At 67.9% G+C, this 18,923-nt stretch carries 18 protein-coding genes and 2 tRNA genes; 8 read left to right on the top strand and 12 right to left on the bottom strand.

The features are described from left to right. Nucleotides 1-6: 6 nt before the first annotated feature. Entirely contained in the window at nt 7-909 is a 903-nt protein-coding gene (dapA, locus tag J2W68_RS12715) for a 4-hydroxy-tetrahydrodipicolinate synthase (RefSeq protein ID WP_310153572.1), read from the bottom strand. A gap of 218 nt (nt 910-1,127) precedes the next feature. Here dapA and J2W68_RS12720 point away from each other — a divergent pair, with 218 nt between their 5' ends. The 7 genes from J2W68_RS12720 to J2W68_RS12750 all read left to right on the top strand — a co-directional run bounded on the left by J2W68_RS12720 (nt 1,128) and on the right by J2W68_RS12750 (nt 7,662). Continuing rightward, nucleotides 1,128-1,694: a glycine cleavage system protein R gene (locus tag J2W68_RS12720; protein ID WP_310236442.1), complete on the top strand. Its 567-nt coding sequence runs from the start codon at nt 1,128-1,130 to the stop codon at nt 1,692-1,694. 83 nt (nt 1,695-1,777) lie between these two features. Then, on the top strand, nt 1,778-2,260 hold the full coding sequence (locus tag J2W68_RS12725) for a peroxiredoxin (RefSeq protein ID WP_310236444.1): 483 nt from the start codon (nt 1,778-1,780) through the stop codon (nt 2,258-2,260). Nucleotides 2,261-2,383: 123 nt separating this feature from the next. Next, nucleotides 2,384-3,784, top strand: coding sequence for a PhoH family protein (locus tag J2W68_RS12730; protein ID WP_310153579.1), 1,401 nt, complete (start codon nt 2,384-2,386; stop codon nt 3,782-3,784). 162 nt (nt 3,785-3,946) lie between these two features. Continuing rightward, complete coding sequence (locus J2W68_RS12735) at nt 3,947-4,627, top strand: YoaK family protein (RefSeq protein ID WP_310236446.1); 681 nt, start codon at nt 3,947-3,949, stop codon at nt 4,625-4,627. Between the two features lie 40 nt (nt 4,628-4,667). Next, nucleotides 4,668-5,480, top strand: a complete 813-nt coding sequence (gene thiD / locus J2W68_RS12740; protein WP_310236448.1) for a bifunctional hydroxymethylpyrimidine kinase/phosphomethylpyrimidine kinase — start codon at nt 4,668-4,670, stop codon at nt 5,478-5,480. Beyond that, nucleotides 5,477-6,316 (top strand): alpha/beta hydrolase family protein, encoded by an 840-nt coding sequence (locus J2W68_RS12745; protein ID WP_430539728.1) that lies wholly within the window; start codon nt 5,477-5,479, stop codon nt 6,314-6,316. The genes thiD and J2W68_RS12745 overlap by 4 nt, the downstream gene beginning before the upstream one ends. Nucleotides 6,317-6,372: 56 nt before the next feature. Next, on the top strand, nt 6,373-7,662 hold the full coding sequence (locus J2W68_RS12750) for a nucleotide sugar dehydrogenase (protein WP_310236450.1): 1,290 nt from the start codon (nt 6,373-6,375) through the stop codon (nt 7,660-7,662). A 464-nt stretch (nt 7,663-8,126) separates the two neighbouring features. Here J2W68_RS12750 and J2W68_RS12755 read toward each other — a convergent pair. The 8 genes from J2W68_RS12755 to J2W68_RS12790 all read right to left on the bottom strand — a co-directional run bounded on the left by J2W68_RS12755 (nt 8,127) and on the right by J2W68_RS12790 (nt 16,031). Beyond that, a tRNA-Arg gene (locus J2W68_RS12755) sits at nt 8,127-8,203 on the bottom strand. A gap of 102 nt (nt 8,204-8,305) precedes the next feature. After that, nucleotides 8,306-8,398, bottom strand: a tRNA-Ser gene (locus J2W68_RS12760). Nucleotides 8,399-8,449: 51 nt separating this feature from the next. Continuing rightward, nucleotides 8,450-8,656, bottom strand: coding sequence for a carbon storage regulator CsrA (gene csrA / locus J2W68_RS12765; RefSeq protein WP_310153587.1), 207 nt, complete (start codon nt 8,654-8,656; stop codon nt 8,450-8,452). 157 nt (nt 8,657-8,813) lie between these two features. Beyond that, nucleotides 8,814-11,459: an alanine--tRNA ligase gene (gene alaS / locus J2W68_RS12770; protein ID WP_310236452.1), complete on the bottom strand. Its 2,646-nt coding sequence runs from the start codon at nt 11,457-11,459 to the stop codon at nt 8,814-8,816. A 176-nt stretch (nt 11,460-11,635) separates the two neighbouring features. Then, entirely contained in the window at nt 11,636-12,265 is a 630-nt protein-coding gene (locus J2W68_RS12775) for a regulatory protein RecX (RefSeq protein ID WP_310236454.1), read from the bottom strand. After that, nucleotides 12,243-13,286 (bottom strand): recombinase RecA, encoded by a 1,044-nt coding sequence (gene recA, locus J2W68_RS12780; protein WP_232137357.1) that lies wholly within the window; start codon nt 13,284-13,286, stop codon nt 12,243-12,245. The genes J2W68_RS12775 and recA overlap by 23 nt, the downstream gene beginning before the upstream one ends. Before the next feature lie 186 nt (nt 13,287-13,472). After that, nucleotides 13,473-14,114 carry a transcriptional repressor LexA gene (lexA, locus tag J2W68_RS12785; RefSeq protein WP_310236456.1) on the bottom strand — a complete coding sequence of 214 codons (642 nt, stop codon included), beginning with the start codon at nt 14,112-14,114 and terminating at the stop codon, nt 13,473-13,475. Between the two features lie 72 nt (nt 14,115-14,186). Further along, nucleotides 14,187-16,031: a 3-hydroxybutyrate oligomer hydrolase family protein gene (locus J2W68_RS12790; protein WP_310236458.1), complete on the bottom strand. Its 1,845-nt coding sequence runs from the start codon at nt 16,029-16,031 to the stop codon at nt 14,187-14,189. 170 nt (nt 16,032-16,201) lie between these two features. On the opposite strand from J2W68_RS12790, the gene J2W68_RS12795 reads away from it, so the two are divergent. Then, nucleotides 16,202-16,867, top strand: coding sequence for a response regulator transcription factor (locus J2W68_RS12795; protein ID WP_310236459.1), 666 nt, complete (start codon nt 16,202-16,204; stop codon nt 16,865-16,867). Nucleotides 16,868-16,872: 5 nt separating this feature from the next. Here J2W68_RS12795 and J2W68_RS12800 read toward each other — a convergent pair whose 3' ends face one another. The 3 genes from J2W68_RS12800 to ispF all read right to left on the bottom strand — a co-directional run bounded on the left by J2W68_RS12800 (nt 16,873) and on the right by ispF (nt 18,801). Then, complete coding sequence (locus J2W68_RS12800) at nt 16,873-17,106, bottom strand: hypothetical protein (RefSeq protein WP_310236461.1); 234 nt, start codon at nt 17,104-17,106, stop codon at nt 16,873-16,875. A gap of 89 nt (nt 17,107-17,195) precedes the next feature. Beyond that, a complete protein-coding gene (gene truD, locus J2W68_RS12805; protein WP_310236463.1) occupies nt 17,196-18,314 on the bottom strand; it encodes a tRNA pseudouridine(13) synthase TruD in 1,119 nt (372 codons plus the stop codon). After that, nucleotides 18,304-18,801, bottom strand: a complete 498-nt coding sequence (gene ispF / locus J2W68_RS12810; protein WP_310236465.1) for a 2-C-methyl-D-erythritol 2,4-cyclodiphosphate synthase — start codon at nt 18,799-18,801, stop codon at nt 18,304-18,306. Before ispF ends, truD begins: the two co-directional genes overlap by 11 nt. Nucleotides 18,802-18,923: the final 122 nt, after the last annotated feature.

Here is an 18,923-nt window from a genome sequence, read left to right on the forward strand (position 1 = left end):
GGGAAATCAGGCGGCGCGGGCACGGCAGGACGTTTCGAGGTCCGCCGCGAGTCGCGTCGCATCGTCGGCCTGCGCATCATGCGCCTGGGCCAGTGTCGTCAAAGGCAGACGCAGGCCATGGCCGAGGCCCTGTCTGGCCAGCACCGCCTTGACGGGAATGGGGTTGGGTTCGATGCCGCAGAACAGATGCAGTGGCTGCAGACGCGCGTCCCAGTCGTGCGCGGCATCGGCCTGACCGCTGCGCGCCAGATCGCTGAGCTTGCGGAATGCACCGGGCACCACGTTGGAGACAACCGAAATGACGCCATCGGCACCGGCGAGCATCGCCCGCGCGGCCGTCGGGTCATCGCCGCTGAGCACTGCGAAATCATCGCTCTGCAGCGCGAGCAGCGCCTGCATGCGCTCGACGCCACTGTGTGCTTCCTTGATGCCGACGATGCGCGGGTGGCGCGCAAGCTCGGCGACGGTCTCGGGCAGCATGTCGGTGCCGGTGCGGCCGGGCACGTTGTAGAGCAGCACCGGCAGGCCACCGTCATCGGCGACTGCGCGGTAATGCGCGAGCAGGCCCGCCTGGGTCGGCCGCACGTAGGCCGGCACGACCACCAGCGCGATATCGGCGCCGAGCTGCGCGAGCCGCCGGGTCGCGGCGATGGTCTTCGACGTCGCCGACAGACCGGTGCCGGCGAGCACGGGCACACGGCCGGCGGCCAGTTCGACCGCACTGCGGACCAGCCAGTCGTATTCATCGTCTTCCAGCGTCGCCGCTTCGCCGGTCGAGCCGGCGACCACCAGCCCCTGCGTTCCGGCGGCCAGCTGCCACTCGATCAGCCGTTTCCACGCCGCACGGTCGAGTGCACCGGTGGCGTCGAAGGGGGTGGCGAGTGCGGTGATGCTGCCTGAAAGTCGCAAGATGGGAGTCCGATGGTCAACCGCGGCGCGGTCGAAGAGAAAGGTCGAGGCCGGCAAACGCGCGGTTTGGCCCGGAAAATGCTGGCCGATGTTACTTGCGGCCACGAAGTGCGGGCAAGTATGCTGACCGCCGCATCCGGCCCTGCCCGGACTGCCGTTCACCCTCCAGTCGCCATCGACCCTCGCAGTCGAACAGATTTCCCGCCGCGGACGCCCCCTTGACCGATTCCGACACCGCTGCCCGGCCCTCGCCGAACGAGAATTACCTGCTGATCAACGCGTACACCACGCATCCGGCATCGCCGCTGCTGTCGGTGTCGCGTCGCATCGCCGACAGTGGTTGCAACATGGTCGACACGCGCCTGTCGACCGTGGGCCGGGATGTGTCGGTGACCGCGCTGGCGAATGGGCCGTGGGACGCGGTCGCCAAGCTCGAAGCGATGCTCACGCGTCTGGAGCGCGAGGAAGACCTGAAGCTGGTGTGGTACCGCACCGGCCCGAAGCCGATCCAGTCGAACCTGCTGCCCTACGTGGTGGAAGTGGTCGCCGCCGACAAGGCCGGTATCCTGTTCCAGCTGGCGGACTTCTTCGATCGCCAGGGCATCACCATCGAAAGCCTGCATTCCTCGCGCTATCGCGCGATGCAGACCGGCGCCGACATGTTCTCGGCGCAGATCACCATCGGCATCCCGGCAAACATGCATATTGCCGCGCTGCGCGACGATTTCCTCGAGTTCTGTGATCATCTGAATCTCGACGCGATCATGGATCCGATGAAGTTCTGACGTGATGCGCGCGGACGCTTGCGAAAGCAGCCATGCGCGCGCATTGTGATCACGACCGTCGCAATGGAACGCCCGTTCGAACGATGAGCGGAACACGCAAGAAGCTCGCAAAGGCCACCCTGCAGCTGCCGCTGGCGCTGTCGGGCGGCGCCAAGGCCACACTGGCCGACTACGCCGGACGCTGGCTCGTCCTGTACTTCTACCCGAAGGATTCCACGCCCGGCTGCACGACCGAGGGCCTGGATTTCAGCGCGCTGCTGCCGCAATTCCAGGCGCTCGGCGCCGACGTGCTGGGTGTCTCCCGCGACTCGGTGAAATCGCACGACAACTTCTGCGCCAAGCAGGGCTTCGCGTTTCCGCTGGTCAGCGACACGGACGAGGCGCTGTGCCGCGCGTTCGACGTGATCCGGGAAAAGAACATGTATGGCCGGACCGTGCTGGGCATCGAGCGCAGTACGTTCCTGATCGATCCCGATGGCCGCATCGCAGCCGAATGGCGCAAGGTCCGCGTGCCGGGCCACGCGCAGGCCGTACTCGACGCACTGCAGGCTGCGCAGTCGCAGTGACGGCCACTTCCGAACGCACCGAACGCCGTCCCGCATCGCGGGTCACGGCGGCGCGGCCGTGCGTGTGCGACACAGGTTCCACTCCGTCATCCCCACTCAACACGGAACGCTGACACTCCGATGATGACCAAAGGCAAGCGCGTCTACGTTCTCGATACCAACGTGCTCATGCACGACCCCACGGCGCTGTTCAAGTTCGAGGAGCACGATGTCTACCTGCCGATGCAGGTGATTGAAGAACTCGACAACGGCAAGAAGGGCACCACCGAGGCCAGCCGCAATGCGCGGCAGGTCAGCCGATTCCTCAACGAACTGATCGAAGCGGCGGGCAGCGACCAGATCGCGACCGGCCTGCCGTTGCTGCGTCCCCAAGGCCTGCAGCTGCGCGGCGTGCAGAGCGTCGGCAAGCTGCGGTTCCAGACCACGACGCCCAGCGAAGACCCGACCTCGTTCGGCGCGGCCGCGCCCGACAACCGCATCCTCGGCGCGATTCTCGACCTGGTGCGCACCGAGCCGGACTACCCGGTGGTATTCGTCTCCAAAGACATCAATCTGCGGATCAAGGCGGCGATCGCCGGCATTCCGAACGAGGATTACGAGAACGATCGCGCACTCGACGATTTCAGCCTGCTCTACACGGGCGCGACCGCGTTGCCGGCGGATTTCTGGACGATCCACGGCAAGGATTTGCGTTCGTGGACCGACCGCGGTCGCACCTTCTACGAGCTGGCGGCCGACGAGAACGATGGCTGGTATCCCAACCAGTTCCTCTTCCTGCCCGGCGACGAGGAATCGGAATTCCGTGTGGTCGGCGTCGAAAACGGCCGGGCGACGCTGCAGATCGTCGACGACTTCCGCCACAGCCAGCACGCGGTGTGGGGCATCAATGCGCGCAACCGCGAGCAGAACTTCGCACTCAACGCGTTGATGGATCCGGAGATCGATTTCGTCACCCTGCTCGGTACCGCCGGCACCGGCAAGACGCTGCTCGCACTCGCGGCGGGGCTGGCGCAGACGATGGACCAGCAGCGCTACCGCGAAATCATCATGACCCGCGCGACGGTCAGCGTCGGCGAGGACATCGGCTTCCTGCCCGGCACCGAAGAGGAAAAGATGACGCCCTGGATGGGCGCGCTGACCGACAATCTTGAAGTGCTGACGCACAACCAGGAAGGCGGCAGCTGGGGCCGCGCGGCGACCAACGATCTGCTGGCCTCGCGCATCAAGATCCGCTCGATGAACTTCATGCGCGGACGCACGTTCCTGTCGCGCTACCTGATCCTCGACGAGGCGCAGAACCTCACGCCCAAGCAGATGAAGACGCTGATCACCCGCGCCGGTCCCGGCACGAAGATCGTGTGCCTGGGCAACGTCGAACAGATCGACACGCCCTACCTCACCGAGACCACGTCGGGCCTGACCTACGCGGTCGACCGCTTCAAGAACTGGGCGCACAGCGCGCACGTGACGCTGCGTCGGGGCGAGCGCTCGCGCCTGGCGGATTTCGCTTCGGAAGTCCTGTGATGCGACCGCATGCGCCTCGTCATTGCACGCTGCAGATCGGGGCCGCATGCGCCCCTGTCTTAGACGTGCGTGGCGCGGCGCGTACCGGCAGCGCCAGCGGATGACGGACCCGCGTCGACAACCCGGCACACCGGCGCTCCAGACGACACCGGAGCGCTGATCTTGGGTATGCGGCTGCCGCCTTGGGTGTGGATCGGTGCGGTCGCCCTCGCCTGCGTGGCCGGCATGGTCAATGTCATCGGATACCTGGGGTTCGAGCACCAGGCGGTGAGCCATCTGACCGGCACCACCAGTCTGCTCGGCGCCGCACTCGTGGAGCGGGACTGGCGCACGGTGCTGCATCTGTGGGGCGTGGTCATCGCGTTCTGCGCGGGCGCGACGGTCAGCGGCGTGATCCTGCAGGACGAGACACTGCGTCTGGGCCGCCGTTACGGAGCCGTGCTGGCGTTGGAGGCCGCGCTGCTGGCAACTGCGGTACCGATGTTCGAACGCGCCCAGATCTACGGCGCGCTGCTCGCTGCAATGGCCTGCGGCCTGCAGAACGCGATGGTGACGACCTACAGCGGCGCACTCGTGCGCACCACACATCTGAGCGGCATGTTCACCGACCTGGGCATCGGGCTCGGCCATCTGATCCGTGGCCTGCCGCTGCCGATCAAACGATTGACACTCAGCGGCCTGATCATCAGCGGGTTTCTCGGCGGCGGCATCGTCGGCGCCTGGCTGTACGGCGTGATCGGCTACCACGCGTTGTTGGTGCCTGCAGCGCTGACCGGTGCGACGGGCATCGGCTACACCGTCTATCGACACTGGCGTGGCGTGCCACTCGACAGCGCACCTTGAACCCACTGCGTCGGCCGCGCCCCGCAGGCACAATGCACGCATGTCGCAACTTACTGCCCGCCCCCCGTCCGCACTGACTATTGCCGGTTCCGATTCCGGCGGCGGCGCCGGTATCCAGGCCGATCTCAAGACCTTCGCTGCGCACGGCGTGCATGGGCTGTCCGCGATCGCCGCGCTGACCGCGCAGCACACGCGGGGCGTCACCGCGGTGCATGCGCCGCCCGTCGCGTTCCTGCGTGCGCAGATCGATGCCTGCTTCGACGACTTCGACGTGCGTGCGGTGAAGATCGGCATGCTGGCGACCGCGGAGATCGTCGAGGCCGTGGCCGATGCGCTGGTGCTGCATCCCGATGTGCCAGTGGTACTGGATCCGGTGATGATCGCGACCTCGGGCGCGAAGCTGCTCGATGACAATGCGCTGGGCGCATTGCGCACCCATCTGATTCCGCGCGCGCATGTGCTGACACCGAATCTGCCGGAAGCTGAGCTGCTGCTCGGCCGCCGCATTGGCGCAGGCGCGGATGCGGAAGGCGCACTCGCCGCACTTCGCGCATTGGGCGCGCGGAGCGTCCTGCTCAAGGGCGGCCATCTCGACGAGGGCGATCAGGTCGTCGATCGTTATACCGATGCCTCGACCGTATTCGCGCATCGCGCCCCGCGGCTCGACATCGACGGCCACGGCACGGGCTGCACGCTGTCGTCGGCAATCGCCGCGCGTCTCGCGCTCGGCGACGACGCGGCGACCGCATGCCGCGCGGGCATCGACTACGTGCACCGGGTGATGCGCGATGCGTATCGCCCGGGTCGCAGCATGGTCAGCGTGCTCGGGCACCTTGGCCCGCTGGCATCGTGAGCACAGTGCACAGCCGCATCGAGCCCGTCGAGAGCGACGACGGCCATCGCTTCGAACTGATCACACGCCTGCCCGATGCGCCGACCCGTCGGCTGCTGTGGCTGCCCGCGATGGGCGTGCCCGCGAAGCACTACCTGCCCTTCGCCGATGCCCTGGCCGCACGCGGGATCGCCGTCGGCCTGCACGAGTGGCGCGGCATCGGGTCGAGCAGCCTGCGCGCCGGGCGCGCGCACGACTGGGGCTATCGCGAACTGCTGGCCGACATCGCGCGCAGCGACGCGGCGCTGGATGCCGCCGTGCCGGGCACGACACGCGTCATCGGCGGCCACAGCCTCGGCGGTCAGCTCGCCTGCTGCCATCTCGCGCTGCAGCCCGATGCGGCCGACGCACTGTGGCTGGTCGCCAGCGGCGCGCCCTACTGGCGCGCCTTTCCGCCACGCGTGCGCTACACCTTGCCACCGCTGTACCGCTTCATGGCATGGCTTGCGCATGCACGCGGCGTATTGCCGGGACGCCGGCTCGGCTTTGCCGGGAACGAGTCACGTGGCGTGATCGCCGACTGGACGCGCAGTGGATTGCGCGGTCGTTATGCGGCGGCCGGACTCGATGTCGACATCGATGCGGCGATGGCGCGTGTCGATGTGCCCATCCGCGCCGCATGGCTCGCGGACGACTGGCTCGGCCCACCGTCGTCGCTGCGTTTCCTGCTGGACAAACTCGGCAGCGCGGACGCCACACTCGACGGTTTCGATGCGGCACGCCTGGGCGCGAAAGCCGACCATTTCGCGTGGATGCGCACGCCGGACGCGATCGCCGCTTGGCTCGCCGACAGCTGAGGCAGTGTGCGGGCGTCCGCTACACTGCGCCGATTGTCCAACGAGCGACTTCCTGCATGACTGCACCGCTGCCCGCACGCGACGCCATCCGCATCGCCGTCATCGGCCTCGGCTACGTGGGCCTGCCGCTCGCGGTCGCATTCGGGCGCCGCCACGCGACACTGGGCTTCGACATCGATCAGACGCGCGTGGCAGGCCTGCAGCGTGGCGACGACCACACCCGCGAACTGTCGCAGGACGAACTGCGCGCGGCCGCGCACCTGCGCTATAGCGCCGACACGGCCGACCTCGCGGACTGCAACGTGCACATCGTGACCGTGCCGACGCCGGTAGACGCCTACAAACGCCCGGACCTGTCGGCGCTGGAAGCAGCGAGCCGCGCCGTCGGCGCCGCTTTGCAGCGCGGGGGCGTGGTGATCTACGAATCGACGGTGTATCCGGGCGCGACTGAAGAGATCTGTGTCCCGATCCTCGAAGCCGTGTCGGGCCTGCGCTACCGCGAGGACTTCCATGTCGGTTACAGCCCTGAGCGCATCAATCCGGGCGACAAGCAGCACCGGCTTGAGAACACGCTCAAGGTCACCGCGGGTTCCAGCGACGCGGCCGCGGCATTCGTCGACGCCCTGTATCGCGACATCGTCGAAGCCGGCACGCATCGTGTATCGAGCATCCGCGTAGCCGAAGCCGCCAAGGTCATCGAGAACACCCAGCGCGACGTCAACATCGCACTGGTCAACGAGCTTGCGCTGATCTTTGATCGCCTCGGCATCGACACGCACGAAGTACTGGAAGCCGCCGGCACAAAGTGGAACTTCCTGCCATTCCGGCCGGGCCTGGTCGGCGGCCATTGCATCGGCGTCGATCCGTACTACCTGACGCACAAGGCGCAGGAGATCGGCTATCACCCGGAAGTGATCCTCGCCGGCCGCCGCATCAACGACAGCATGGGCCTGCACGTCGCACAGCGCGTGGTGAAGCTGATGCAGCAGCGCGGCATCCAGACCGCCGGCGCGCGTGTCCTGGTGCTGGGCCTGGCGTTCAAGGAGAACTGCCCGGACCTGCGCAACACGCGCGTGATCGACGTCGTGCGCGAACTGCAGAGTTACAGCATCGAAGTCGACGTGCACGATCCGTGGGTGGCCGCGGCATATGCGCAGCACGAATACGGCCTGACGCCGATCGACACGCCGGATGCCGGCGCGTACGACGCGATCATTCTTGCCGTTGCACACACCCAGTTCCGTGAACTCGGCGCTGTGGGTATGCGCGCTTTCGGCAAGCCGGGCGCAGTGCTGTTCGACGTCAAGGCCGCGCTGCCCGCCGACGCGGTGGACGCGCGGCTCTAGCGCGTCGCTGCAACACGCTCTCCGGGCGGGCTGCATCCAGAGGCAGCCGGTCATATGCGCAGAATCCCCGGACACCCGCCTGTACGGGGATGACGAGAACTGGGCGATCGTCCCCGCGTTTCTGGATGATTGCGCCTGTGCAGTAGTGGCTTCCATGTGCCCCGCGCTGACGCGCTATCTCCCTTTCATCGACTGGTGTCGACGACAGGTGTTGTGGAGACCACACGCCTGCATCGGATCGCACACCGCGGCATTGCGCGGGCGAATCTCGCTGCAGCAAATACACGCCGACAGGAGCCGTGGCTCACCACGCGCAATCCATGTCATCGCAGACGCGCCATATCACTGGGCGATACACGCGCAGCACGCGTTCGCGCGACCGATCGAAAGCGTCACCAACGTCGCGGCAAAAACACGCACACAACAAAAAAGCCAGCGATCGCTCGCTGGCCTCTTCGTTGTTCTGGTGCGCCCGGAAGGATTCGAACCTCCGACCCCCAAGTTCGTAGCCTGGTGCTCTATCCAACTGAGCTACGGGCGCCTTGAACAGAAGCGGAATTTTCTAGCAAAACGTTTGCTTCGTCAACCACTATCCGAAATTTTTCTCTGCGATTTCCGGGGAAATCCGATCGAATTCGAGCAGTGGCGGAGAGTGAGGGATTCGAACCCTCGATGGAGTTTTAAGCCCCATACTCCCTTAGCAGGGGAGCCCCTTCAGCCACTCGGGCAACTCTCCGAAGCAACACGTCCGACGCAAGCGCCGAACGCGGTGCGAAGGATACCGGCTTTATGGCGTCTGCGGCAAATCTTCTTGCGCTTCGGCCTCTTCGCCTTCGCGATGGATGCGCTGGTAGATCTCTTCGCGGTGCACGGCGACATCCTTGGGCGCGGTGATACCGATGCGCACCTGGTTGCCCTTGACGCCCAGCACGGTCACCGAGACCTCGTCACCAATCATCAGCGTCTCCCCGACGCGGCGGGTCAGAATCAACATAGAAATCTCCTGGAACCGGCGCGTTTCAACGCACCGGCGTGGACTGTATTCGGACCGTTCTCGACCGTGGAAACCGATTACAGACCTAATGAGGTCGTGAAGCATGTCCCCTGCCGGGCACCCGGTCAACAACCCGGGACAGGCGTTTAGCGCCCGCTTAGCCGAGGCGTTCCGCGACCCACTGACGCACCTCGCCGAGGGCCGCCACCAGCGCCGGGCCATCCTCGCCGCCGCCCTGCGCCATGTCGGGTCGACCGCCGCCCTTGCCGCCGGTCTTCGCCGCGACGTGCGACAGCAGTTCGCCCGCCTTGACGCGACCGGTCGCGGCGCCGCCGACACCCGCCACAAGTGCGGCCTTGCCATCGCTCGCGCCTGCCAGCAACACGACCACATCGCCGAGCTGCTGCTTCAGGCGATCGACCGCATCCCGCAGCGCCTTGGCGTCGAGACCTTCGATACGCGCGGCCACGACCTTGATGCCGCCGACGTCGACCGCGGAGGCGCCGAGGTCCGCGGTCGCGCCGCTGGCCGCCTTGGCCTTCAATGATTCGAGCTCGCGCTCGAGCTGCTTCTGGCGGTCGAGCAGTGCGCGCAGACGCTCGCCCACTTCGCCCGCGGTGCCACCGAGCAGACCGGCCGCCTGGCGCATGCGCTCTTCGTCGCTGCGCACGTGGTCGAGCGCGGCTTGGCCGGTCAACGCTTCGACGCGGCGCACGCCGGAGGACACACCACCCTCCGACACGAGCTTGAACAAACCGATACGGCCAGTGCGATCGACATGCGTGCCGCCGCATAGTTCGACCGACTCACCCATCGTCACCACCCGCACGCGTTCGCCGTATTTCTCGCCGAACAGCGCCATCGCGCCGGAATCGAGCGCGGACTGCATGTCCATCTGCTCGATGCTCACCGGATGGTTGGCGCGGACTTCGACGTTGACACGGCGTTCGATCTCAGCCAGTTCGTCGGCGGTCACCGGCTGGAAGTGCGAGAAGTCGAAACGCAGGCGCTCGGGTGCGACCAGCGAGCCCTTCTGCGCGACGTGCGTACCCAGCAGATCGCGCAGCGCGCCGTGCAGCAGATGCGTCGCGCTGTGGTTGAGCACGATGCTGCCGCGGCGTGCGACATCGATCGCGCCGCGCACGCGGTCACCGCGCTGCAGCGTGCCCGACACCAGGCGGCCGACGTGGCCGTGGAACTGGCCGGCGAATTTCTGGGTGTCGTCGACTTCGAAACGCATACCGTCGGCTTCGAGCACGCCGGTGTCACCGACCTGGCCACCCGACTCGCCGTAGAACGGCGTGCGGTCGAGGATCACGACGACTTCGTCGCCGGCCGATGCGGACTCGACCGGGCGCCCGCCGACCAGCAGCGCGAGAATTTGAAGGCCGTCGGCTTCGGTCTGGTCGTCGCCGACAAACACGGTCGGCAAGAGCTGGGCGACGAGATCGGCCGACAAGCCGGCGCTGGAGGTGAACTTGCCGGCCGCGCGCGCAGTCTCGCGCTGGCGCTGCATGGCCGCGTCGAAGCCGGGCATGTCGACCTCGAGACCGCGCTCGCGCGCGATGTCCTGGGTCAGATCGAGCGGGAAGCCGTAGGTGTCGTAGAGACGGAACGCATCCTCGCCCGGAATCGCGCCGCTGCTGCGCGAGGCGACGTCGTCGAAGATGCGCATGCCGGCGTCGAGCGTTTCGGCAAAGCGTTCTTCTTCAGCCTTGAGCGCACGTTCGACCAGTTCGCGCTTCTCGCGCAGTTCCGGATACGCATCGCCCATCACGTCGTCGAGCGTTCCCACCATCGCGCTGAAGAACGGCTGGCGGACGCCGAGCATCCAGCCGTGGCGCAGTGCGCGGCGGATGATCCGGCGCAGCACGTAACCGCGGCCTTCATTGGACGGCAGCACGCCGTCGACAATCAGGAAGCTGCAGGCGCGGATGTGGTCGGCGATCACGCGCAGCGACTTGTTTTCCAGATCCTGGGTGCCGGTGAGCTCGCCGGCCTTGCGGATCAGGGCCTGGAACAGGTCGATTTCGTAGTTGCTGTGCACGCCCTGCAGGATCGCGGCGAGGCGCTCCAGACCCATGCCGGTGTCGACGCACGGTGCAGGCAGCGGCACCAGGGTGCCGTCGGACTGCTTGTCGAACTGCATGAAGACCAGATTCCAGATCTCGATGAAACGGTCGCCGTCTTCGTCGGGCGAACCCGGGGGACCGCCGAAATGCGCGGGACCGTGGTCGTAGAAGATCTCGGTGCAGGGCCCGCAGGGGCCGGTGTCGGCCATCTGCCAGAAATTGTCGGAGGCGAACGGCGCGCCCTTGTTGTCGCCGATGCGGACGATGCGGTCTTCCGGAATGCCGACCATGTCACGCCACAGCGCGTAGGCCTCGTCGTCGGTCTGGTAGACAGTCACCAGCAGGCGCTCGGCCGGCAGTTTCCAGACCTGGGTCAGCAGTTCCCAGGCCCAGGCGATGGCGTCTTTCTTGAAGTAGTCGCCGAACGACCAGTTGCCGAGCATCTCGAAGAAAGTGTGGTGACGCGCGGTGTAGCCGACGACGTCGAGATCGTTGTGCTTGCCGCCCGCGCGCAGGCAGCGCTGGACGTCGGTGGCGCGCACGTAGCTGCGCTTCTCGGCGCCCAGGAACACATCCTTGAACTGCACCATGCCGGAGTTGGTGAACAGCAGCGTGGGGTCGTTGCCGGGGACCAGCGGCGCCGACGGCACGATGGTGTGGCCCTTGCCCTTGAAGAACTCGAGGAAGTCGCTGCGGATCTGGGCGGTGCTGGTGGGGGTCTGCGTGGTCATGGGCCTGGCGTGACGGACGTGCTGGAGGGGAATGGGCACCCCCGGCAGCCGCGCGCGCCCATCGTCGACGGGTGCCGGTCCGGAGCCATGCCCACAGCCGCAAAGGGTAGCAGGCCGTCCGGGGGCCACGCGCGCCCGCACTTCCGGTGGATATCCGCCCGTGCCTTCCGCAGTGCCTAATCGCCTCGCAACGCACGGACCGCGCCGTAGGCGGTCTCGCCATCGAATCCACGGCGCAACAGGAAATCCACTGCTTTGCGCCGCAACGCCGGATCGTCCGCAAACGCGGCCACGTCGTACCGACGCTCGAGCAGATCGCGCGCACGTTCCGGCCAGTCGGCCTCGCCATCGGCGGCCAGTGATTCGAAGGCGGCGGCAATCGTGCCCGCATCGAGCCGGTGCGTCGCCAGTTCGGCCTCGATCCGCAGCGGGCCGTGTCCGCCGGTCGCCCGGGCGCGCGCAAGGCTCGCGGCGAAACGTCCATCGTCCTGCCAGCCGGCGTCGCGCATGCGCTCGACGGCTTCGGCGGCGGCGTCGGGCTCGATCCCGCGCGCTGCGAGCTTGCGCAGCAATTCGGGTTGCGAGTGCTCACGGCGCACCAGCAACGACAACGCCCGCTGGGCGGGCGTCAGTTCGCGGCGTTTCTTCCGCCTGCCGGTGGCAGGCGCGTCACCCTCGGTGCCCGATCCAGACCCGGCTGCGTCGAAGCCTTCCACGGACCCGCCAGCCGGCAGGTCCGTGTCATGCGATTCGCCGCTGCCGGGCAGGCCAGGCGCGACCGACTCAGTCGTCGTCGTTTTCTTCATTGCCCGCCGCTGCGGCCGCCAGCACTGCCGCAGGCAGCAGCTTCTCGCGGATGCCCGCCTCGATGCGCGCGGCGACTTCCGGGTTGTCCTTCAGGTACTGGCGGGCGTTCTCCTTGCCCTGCCCGATCCGCTCGTCACCCGCGCTGTACCACGCGCCCGCCTTTTCGATCAGCTTGGCTTCGACACCCATGTCGATCAGCTCGCCTTCGCGGCTGATGCCTTCGCCGTAGAGGATTTCGGTGATGACCTGCTTGAACGGGGGCGCCATCTTGTTCTTGACGACCTTGATGCGGGTCTGGTTGCCGATGATCTCGTCGCCCTTCTTGATCGCGCCGATGCGGCGGATGTCGAGGCGGACAGAGGCGTAGAACTTAAGCGCGTTGCCGCCGGTCGTCGTCTCGGGGCTCTGACCCGGCATCATGATGCCGATCTTCATGCGCAGCTGGTTGATGAAGAACACCATGCAGTTGCTGCGCTTGATGTTGCCGGTCAGCTTGCGCAGCGCCTGGCTCATCAGGCGGGCCTGCAGACCCGGCAGCTGGTCGCCCATCTCGCCTTCGATTTCGGCGCGCGGGGTCAGCGCGGCGACCGAGTCGATGACGACCATGTCGACCGAGTTCGAGCGCACCAGCATGTCGGCGATCTCGAGCGCCTGCTCGCCGGTATCGGGCTGCGAGACCAGCAGGTCCTCGACGTTGACGCCGAGTTTTGCCGCGTATGTGGGATCGAGTGCGTGCTCGGCGTCGATGAACGCCGCGACGCCGCCGAGCTTCTGGCACTGCGCGATCGTCTGCAGGGTCAGCGTGGTCTTGCCCGAGGATTCAGGGCCGTAGACCTCGATGACGCGGCCGCGCGGCAGGCCGCCGATGCCGAGTGCGAGATCGAGCTGCAGCGAACCGGTCGGGATCACCGGGACCACTTCCGACACGCGGTCGCCCATGCGGATCACCGAGCCCTTGCCGAACTGCTTCTCGATCTGGCTCAGGGCTGCGGAGAGCGCGCGCTTCTTGTTCTCGTCCATCGTGGTGGTCCTCGTCATTCGTGTTCCGGTCTGGTAGAGGCATCCTCGCAATCACAGGTCGCACAGGCTGCGACGCTGCAGGGAGGATGCAAAATTAAGTGGGTGGATGCGCGCCGGTCAGCGGCGCGCGACGCGGATGCCCGTCGGAGAACGCCGCGCGCGCCATGCGCCGGAGCGGCAACGCGCTCAACGGTTCGGCCTGACCAGCCCGCAATACAGGCCTTCGATCGCGAAGTCCTGGTCAGGCAGCACCTCGATGGGCGCGTAATCGGGATTGCGCGGCATCAGCCGGATGCGGTCCTTGCCGATCTTCAGCAGCTTGACCGTGATCGCATCATCGACACGGGCGACGACAATCTGGCCCGAGCGCGCATCGCGGGTGCGGTGCACGCCGATCAAGTCGCCTTCAAAGATGCCTTCGTCGCGCATCGAATCGCCTTTGACCTTGAGCAGGTAGTCGGGTGACGGCGAGAACAGCACGCGGTCGAGCACGAGGTAGTCGTCGGAGCCGATGTCCACACCGATCGGCGCGCCGGCTGCGACCTGTCCGAGCACCGGCAGGCGCAGGGCGTCATCCGGCGTCGCGCCCAGTGTCAGCGCATGTTGCGCCTGCTGCACCGGCACCAGCACGCGGATGCCGCGCGCGCGCCCCGGCACCCGTTCAATCGCGCCGGCAGCCTCGAGTGCATCGAGGTGATATTGCGCGGCGCGCACACCGCTGAAGCCGAATGCACGGGCGATCTCGGTCTGCGACGGCGGCATGCCTTCGGACGCGATGCGCTCGCCGATCATCTCGAGAATCGCGTGCTGGGTCTGGGTGATGTCCATGGTGAGTAGTATTACTACTAACGCATGGGCGGTGCAAGCGCTGGCGTCCGCGAGGGGGCCAGGCGTCGCAGTTCAGCGCGGGATGGCGAGGTGGGTGGCGTCCAGCGCCTTGCCGGCACCGCGCGGGGTCGTGGAGATGGAAGCATCCGTCGGCAGCACGCCGCTGCCGTCGAGATGCGCGTCGACCCGGTCGAGCGCGGCGTACACATACGGCAGCAACGGCACATAACGCGCGGCGTAGTCCGGCAATCCGAGGAACCCGTCGAAGTGCTGCGCGTTGGCGACCTGCCACAGGCGCACGTCGCGCCCCGCGGCCTGCGCCCACCCGACGTAGGGCGTGCTGGTGAAGGCAATCGGGATCAGGCCGTCGTCGGCGCCGTGGATCACGACGACCGGCAGGCCTGCGCGCGGCAGCCCGGCCTTGGTTTCTGCGATGCCGGCCTGGACGCGGCGCGCGGCCGCATCGTCGCCTTCATTGAGCGCACGCAGGCACTGCAGACCGGGGAGCAGCGGATCCGCGCCGTCCATTCGCGTGTCCACGAGACCGACAGCGGCGCCCGGCGGGATGCCGCTGCCATCGCTCCACCACGCCGCGCGTTCGGTCGCAGTCGACGGGCGCGGACTGCCGTCAGGACCCTGCGCGGCGGAGCGATACCCGCAGGGATGCGCGTCGGCATCGAAACGGCCATAGGCCGATGCATAGGTCGCGGCGATCGCGCGCCACAGGTCGAAGCCGGCCGACAGCGCGCCGGCACGCAGCGCGCCGTCAGTCCAGCCCTGCGTGCGCAGGATCTCCAACGCGGAGCGCGCCTGCGCCGCGGCATCCTTGCCTTCGACCAGGCTGGCCGCGCGCAGCGAGGCGCAGCGCGCGGTCCACAGCGGTGCAACCTGCGCGGTCAACGGCGGCTGCGGCAGATTGTCGACCGCCAGCAGCGCGCACGGCATCAGCAGCGCCGCCTCGGTGGTGTAGTCGTAAAGCGAACGCGCACCCGGTGCATCGACATGGATGCTGGGCTCGCCGGCGACCACGGCATCGAGCCAGTCGCCTTCGAGCTCTGCCGCGCGCAGCACCGCGCCGCCGCCGTTGGAAATGCCGACCGCGATCACGCGCGTACTGTCGAAATCGAACGGCGCGTCATCGGGATACGCCTCGCCCAGCGCCTGCAGCGCGAACTCGGCGGCCTGCCGCACGTGGCGGCCCCAGTCGGCCTCGGGGTTGTCGCCGGAATGCGCATGCTTGAACGCGACGCCCTGCGCCGCGCCCGCGGGCGCGAATACGGCCTGCGCGCGATCGGCGGACGGCGTGCCGTCGGCCGCGATGCCGATGCCCGCGTCGGTGTCGAAGTAGTCGGTACCGGCGCCCTTGTCGGTATAGGCGACGGCGCAGCCCTTCGGTAGCCCCCACGCACCGGCGACGGCGATCGCGCCGTAGATACCGCGGGAGCCGGACGACGCGGTCACCACGATGCAGCGGCGCGTGCGATCGAAGCCGTCAGGTACCTGCACCAGCACGCGATGCGGCTGCGAGGCACCGGGCACGGTGGCCAATGCATGGAATTCGCGACCCGGCACGGCAGCCAAGCTGCCGTAGAGCGTGCCGTAGCCGCCGCCCGGTGCGAGATCGGCGATGCCGCGCCAGTTCGCCCACAGCGCGCGGCGGCGCGCTTCCACCGCAAGCGGACGCTCGGGGTCGGCGAACGTCGGCGGCGTCATCGCCTGCAGGCCGGCCAGACCGAGCCCGGCGGTCAGCAGATCGTCGTCGCCCCGGTGGAGGCTGGTGCGCTGGGCGCTGAACATCAAAGCGTCGTCTCCGCGCATCGAGGCAGGGTCGCCTCGCGTCGAACTGCCGGCACAGGCGGCGAGCGAGAGCGCGAGGGTGGCGAGGCACAGCGGCCGGCGCATGTGGGTCTTGGTCATGCAGGCACCGTAGCAGCGCGCTCGCCAGGGGACATCGTACTTTGGTACCAGCCGCGCGGCCGGCCCGGGCTTGCTAGTGTGGCGATCGGACCCGGACGCGAGATTGACGCCAGCGTTCGCTGCCACCCAGCCGAATCCCCGATTCCGAAATCCCCAATCCCGGCCCCCGAATGCCCAAGCTGCTGATCGCCGACGACCACCCGCTGTTCCGCGCCGCCCTGCGCGGTGCGGCAGCCGATGCGGCGCCGGACGTCACCACGCGCGAGGCCGAGACACTGGATGGCGTGCTCGACACGCTCGAGCGCGAGGACGATATCGACCTCGTGCTGCTGGATCTGCACATGCCCGGCAATCACGGGCTGGCAGGGCTCGCAGCGATCCGCGCGCAGTTTCCGGCGGTCGCAGTGGTGCTGGTGTCGGCAAACGAGGATCCGCTGGTCGTGCGCCGCGCGCTCGATCACGGCGTTGCGGGTTACATCCCCAAGAGTGCCGGCCTGGAGGAACTGCGCGAGGCGATCCGCGCGGTGCTCGACTGCGAACAATGGCTGCCGCCTGCATTGCGCGGCGCGGTCGCGCGTGCGCAATCGGCGCCGGCGGACATGGATCTCGCCGCGCGCCTGGCCAGCCTGACGCCGCAGCAGTTCCGGGTGCTGCGGCTGGTCGCCGAGGGGCTGCTCAACAAGCAGATCGCCGATCGCCTCGACGTGCAGGAACGTACGATCAAGGCGCACATGTCGGCGATCTTCGAGAAGCTCGGCGCGCGCAACCGCACCCACGCCGGTGTGATCCTGCGCGGCCTGGAAATCAGCGATCCGGCGTTGCGGGTCGTCGGCTAGGCGACTCAGTTGCGAGGCCGCCGCAACGGCGGATTGATCCATTGCACGTGCAGGCCGCGGCGCTGCGCCTCGCGGTTGACCCGCGCGACGTAGTCGTCGTCAGTGGTGATCCGCAGCGGATCGGCTGACTGCACCCGGACGCCCGCAGGCGGTGCATCCGCCAGACGCGTCGACGTGCTGGCGCAGGCCGCCAGCGTGCATATGGACAGCAGGACGATGGCCCGGAGGTGATACCGCATGACCGTACTCCGCGGCGACTGGCTCGGATGCAGGCCCACCGCCGATGCGCACCTGCCCTTGCGCTATACACCCGCGGCGCGCCGGCCGATCAACCGTCGGTCGGCGCATCCGGCGCCAGCCGACGGGCGGCGGCGTTGCCGATGGTGCCGAGTTCGGCGAGCACCGAGGTCGCGTAACAGCCGGCCGGCAATACGAACGCAATTTGCAGCCGGTCTGGCGACTGCCAGGTCCACTCCAGATCGCCCGGTCGCAGCCGGGTCGCGCGGCGCTCCTGCGACAGACCGGCGGTTTCCAGTCCCTCACGCAGCGCGAGCGCCTGCGCATCTTCGAGCGCCGCGGTTTCGCGTGCGAGCGCCGCGCCCGTGCTCCGCAGCGGGCCGCGTCCCCACAGCGGCGCGGTGGGATGGATATCATGCGCGGCGACGCGCGCGTCGAGTTCGGCGCTGACCGGTTCTGGACCGAACACGCTGCGACTGCCGTCGAGCATCCAGACCTCGCCATCGAGACCGGTGTCCCAGTCGCCGGCGTCGACGCGCGCCGCGAGCACGCGGTTGAAAAGCGCCGAGCGCGCCGCCGACAGCAGCATCGCGCGCTGGTCGCGGTCCATGCGCCGGCGCGGCGCGGCGAACATGCGCAGCGCCTTGTCGACGTTGCCGCCGTCGTGGCCGAAGCGTTGTTCACCGAAATAGTTGGGCACGCCGCGCGCGGCGATCGTCTGCAGGCGCGCGTCAATCGCCGCGACATCGCCGACGACATCGCGCAGCGTCAGTACGAAGCGGTTGCCCGCCAGCGCACCGCGCGGCAGCTTTCTGGAATGCCGCGCCTGCGCCAGCACACGCAGCGACTGGCCGTGGCCGGTTGCCATGGCTTCGAGCGCGGCAATGTCCGGCGCGTCGCGGCCTGGCAGCTGCACGGTGAAGCGCTGCGTCGTCAGTGCGTGGCGATCCTTCAGGCCCGCGTAGCCGACCCCGCGGCCGTCGACGTCGGCCCACTGCGCGAGCAGGCGCGCGACGAACGCTGTGTTCATGCCGGTCTTCTCGACCGTCAGCAGCAGGTGCTCGCCGGCGCCGCTGGCCTCGAAGCCGTCAATCTCGTCGACGCGGAAATCCGACGGATGCTGGCGGATCGTCGCCGACAGCACCGGCGCGCCGTGCGCGGTGGGCGTGCCGGTTGCGATGTCGGCGCTGTCGTCCGGCTCAGCCGCCATCGCGCACCAGCAGGCATACCGCTTGCGCGGCGATGCCTTCGCCGCGGCCGGTGAAGCCGAGCTGTTCGCTGGTCGTGGCCTTGACCGAGATGCAGTCGAGCGCGATGCCGAGGTCCTCGGCGATCGCCGCGCGCATTGCTGACGCGTGGGGACCGATCTTCGGCCGCTCGCAGATCACGGTGACGTCGGCATTGCCCACGCGCCAGCCGCGCTGCGCCAGCAAGGTATTGCAATGACACAGCAGCGCACGGCTGTCGGCGCCCTTCCAGCGGTCGTCGGACGGCGGGAAATGGACACCGATATCGCCGAGCGCCAGCGCACCGAGCATCGCGTCGCACAGCGCATGCAGTGCAACATCACCATCGCTGTGCGCGAGTACGCCGCGCTCGAATGGAATGCGGACGCCGCCGACCATGACGTGGTCGCCGTCGCCGAAGGCGTGGACGTCGAAGCCCTGGCCGATGCGGAAATCAGGCGTGGCGGTCATGGGTTGGGCCCTGCAGAAAAACGGGAAGGCAGCTTGCCATGGATCGGGGCGTGGGCAAGTTGGAGTGCGATACGCCAACGCAGAATGAGTAGAGCGGAGCGAAACCCATCATCGATCGAACG

Origin of the sequence: Luteimonas terrae (assembly GCF_031457535.1) — a bacterium.
Taxonomy (GTDB): domain Bacteria; phylum Pseudomonadota; class Gammaproteobacteria; order Xanthomonadales; family Xanthomonadaceae; genus Luteimonas; species Luteimonas terrae_A.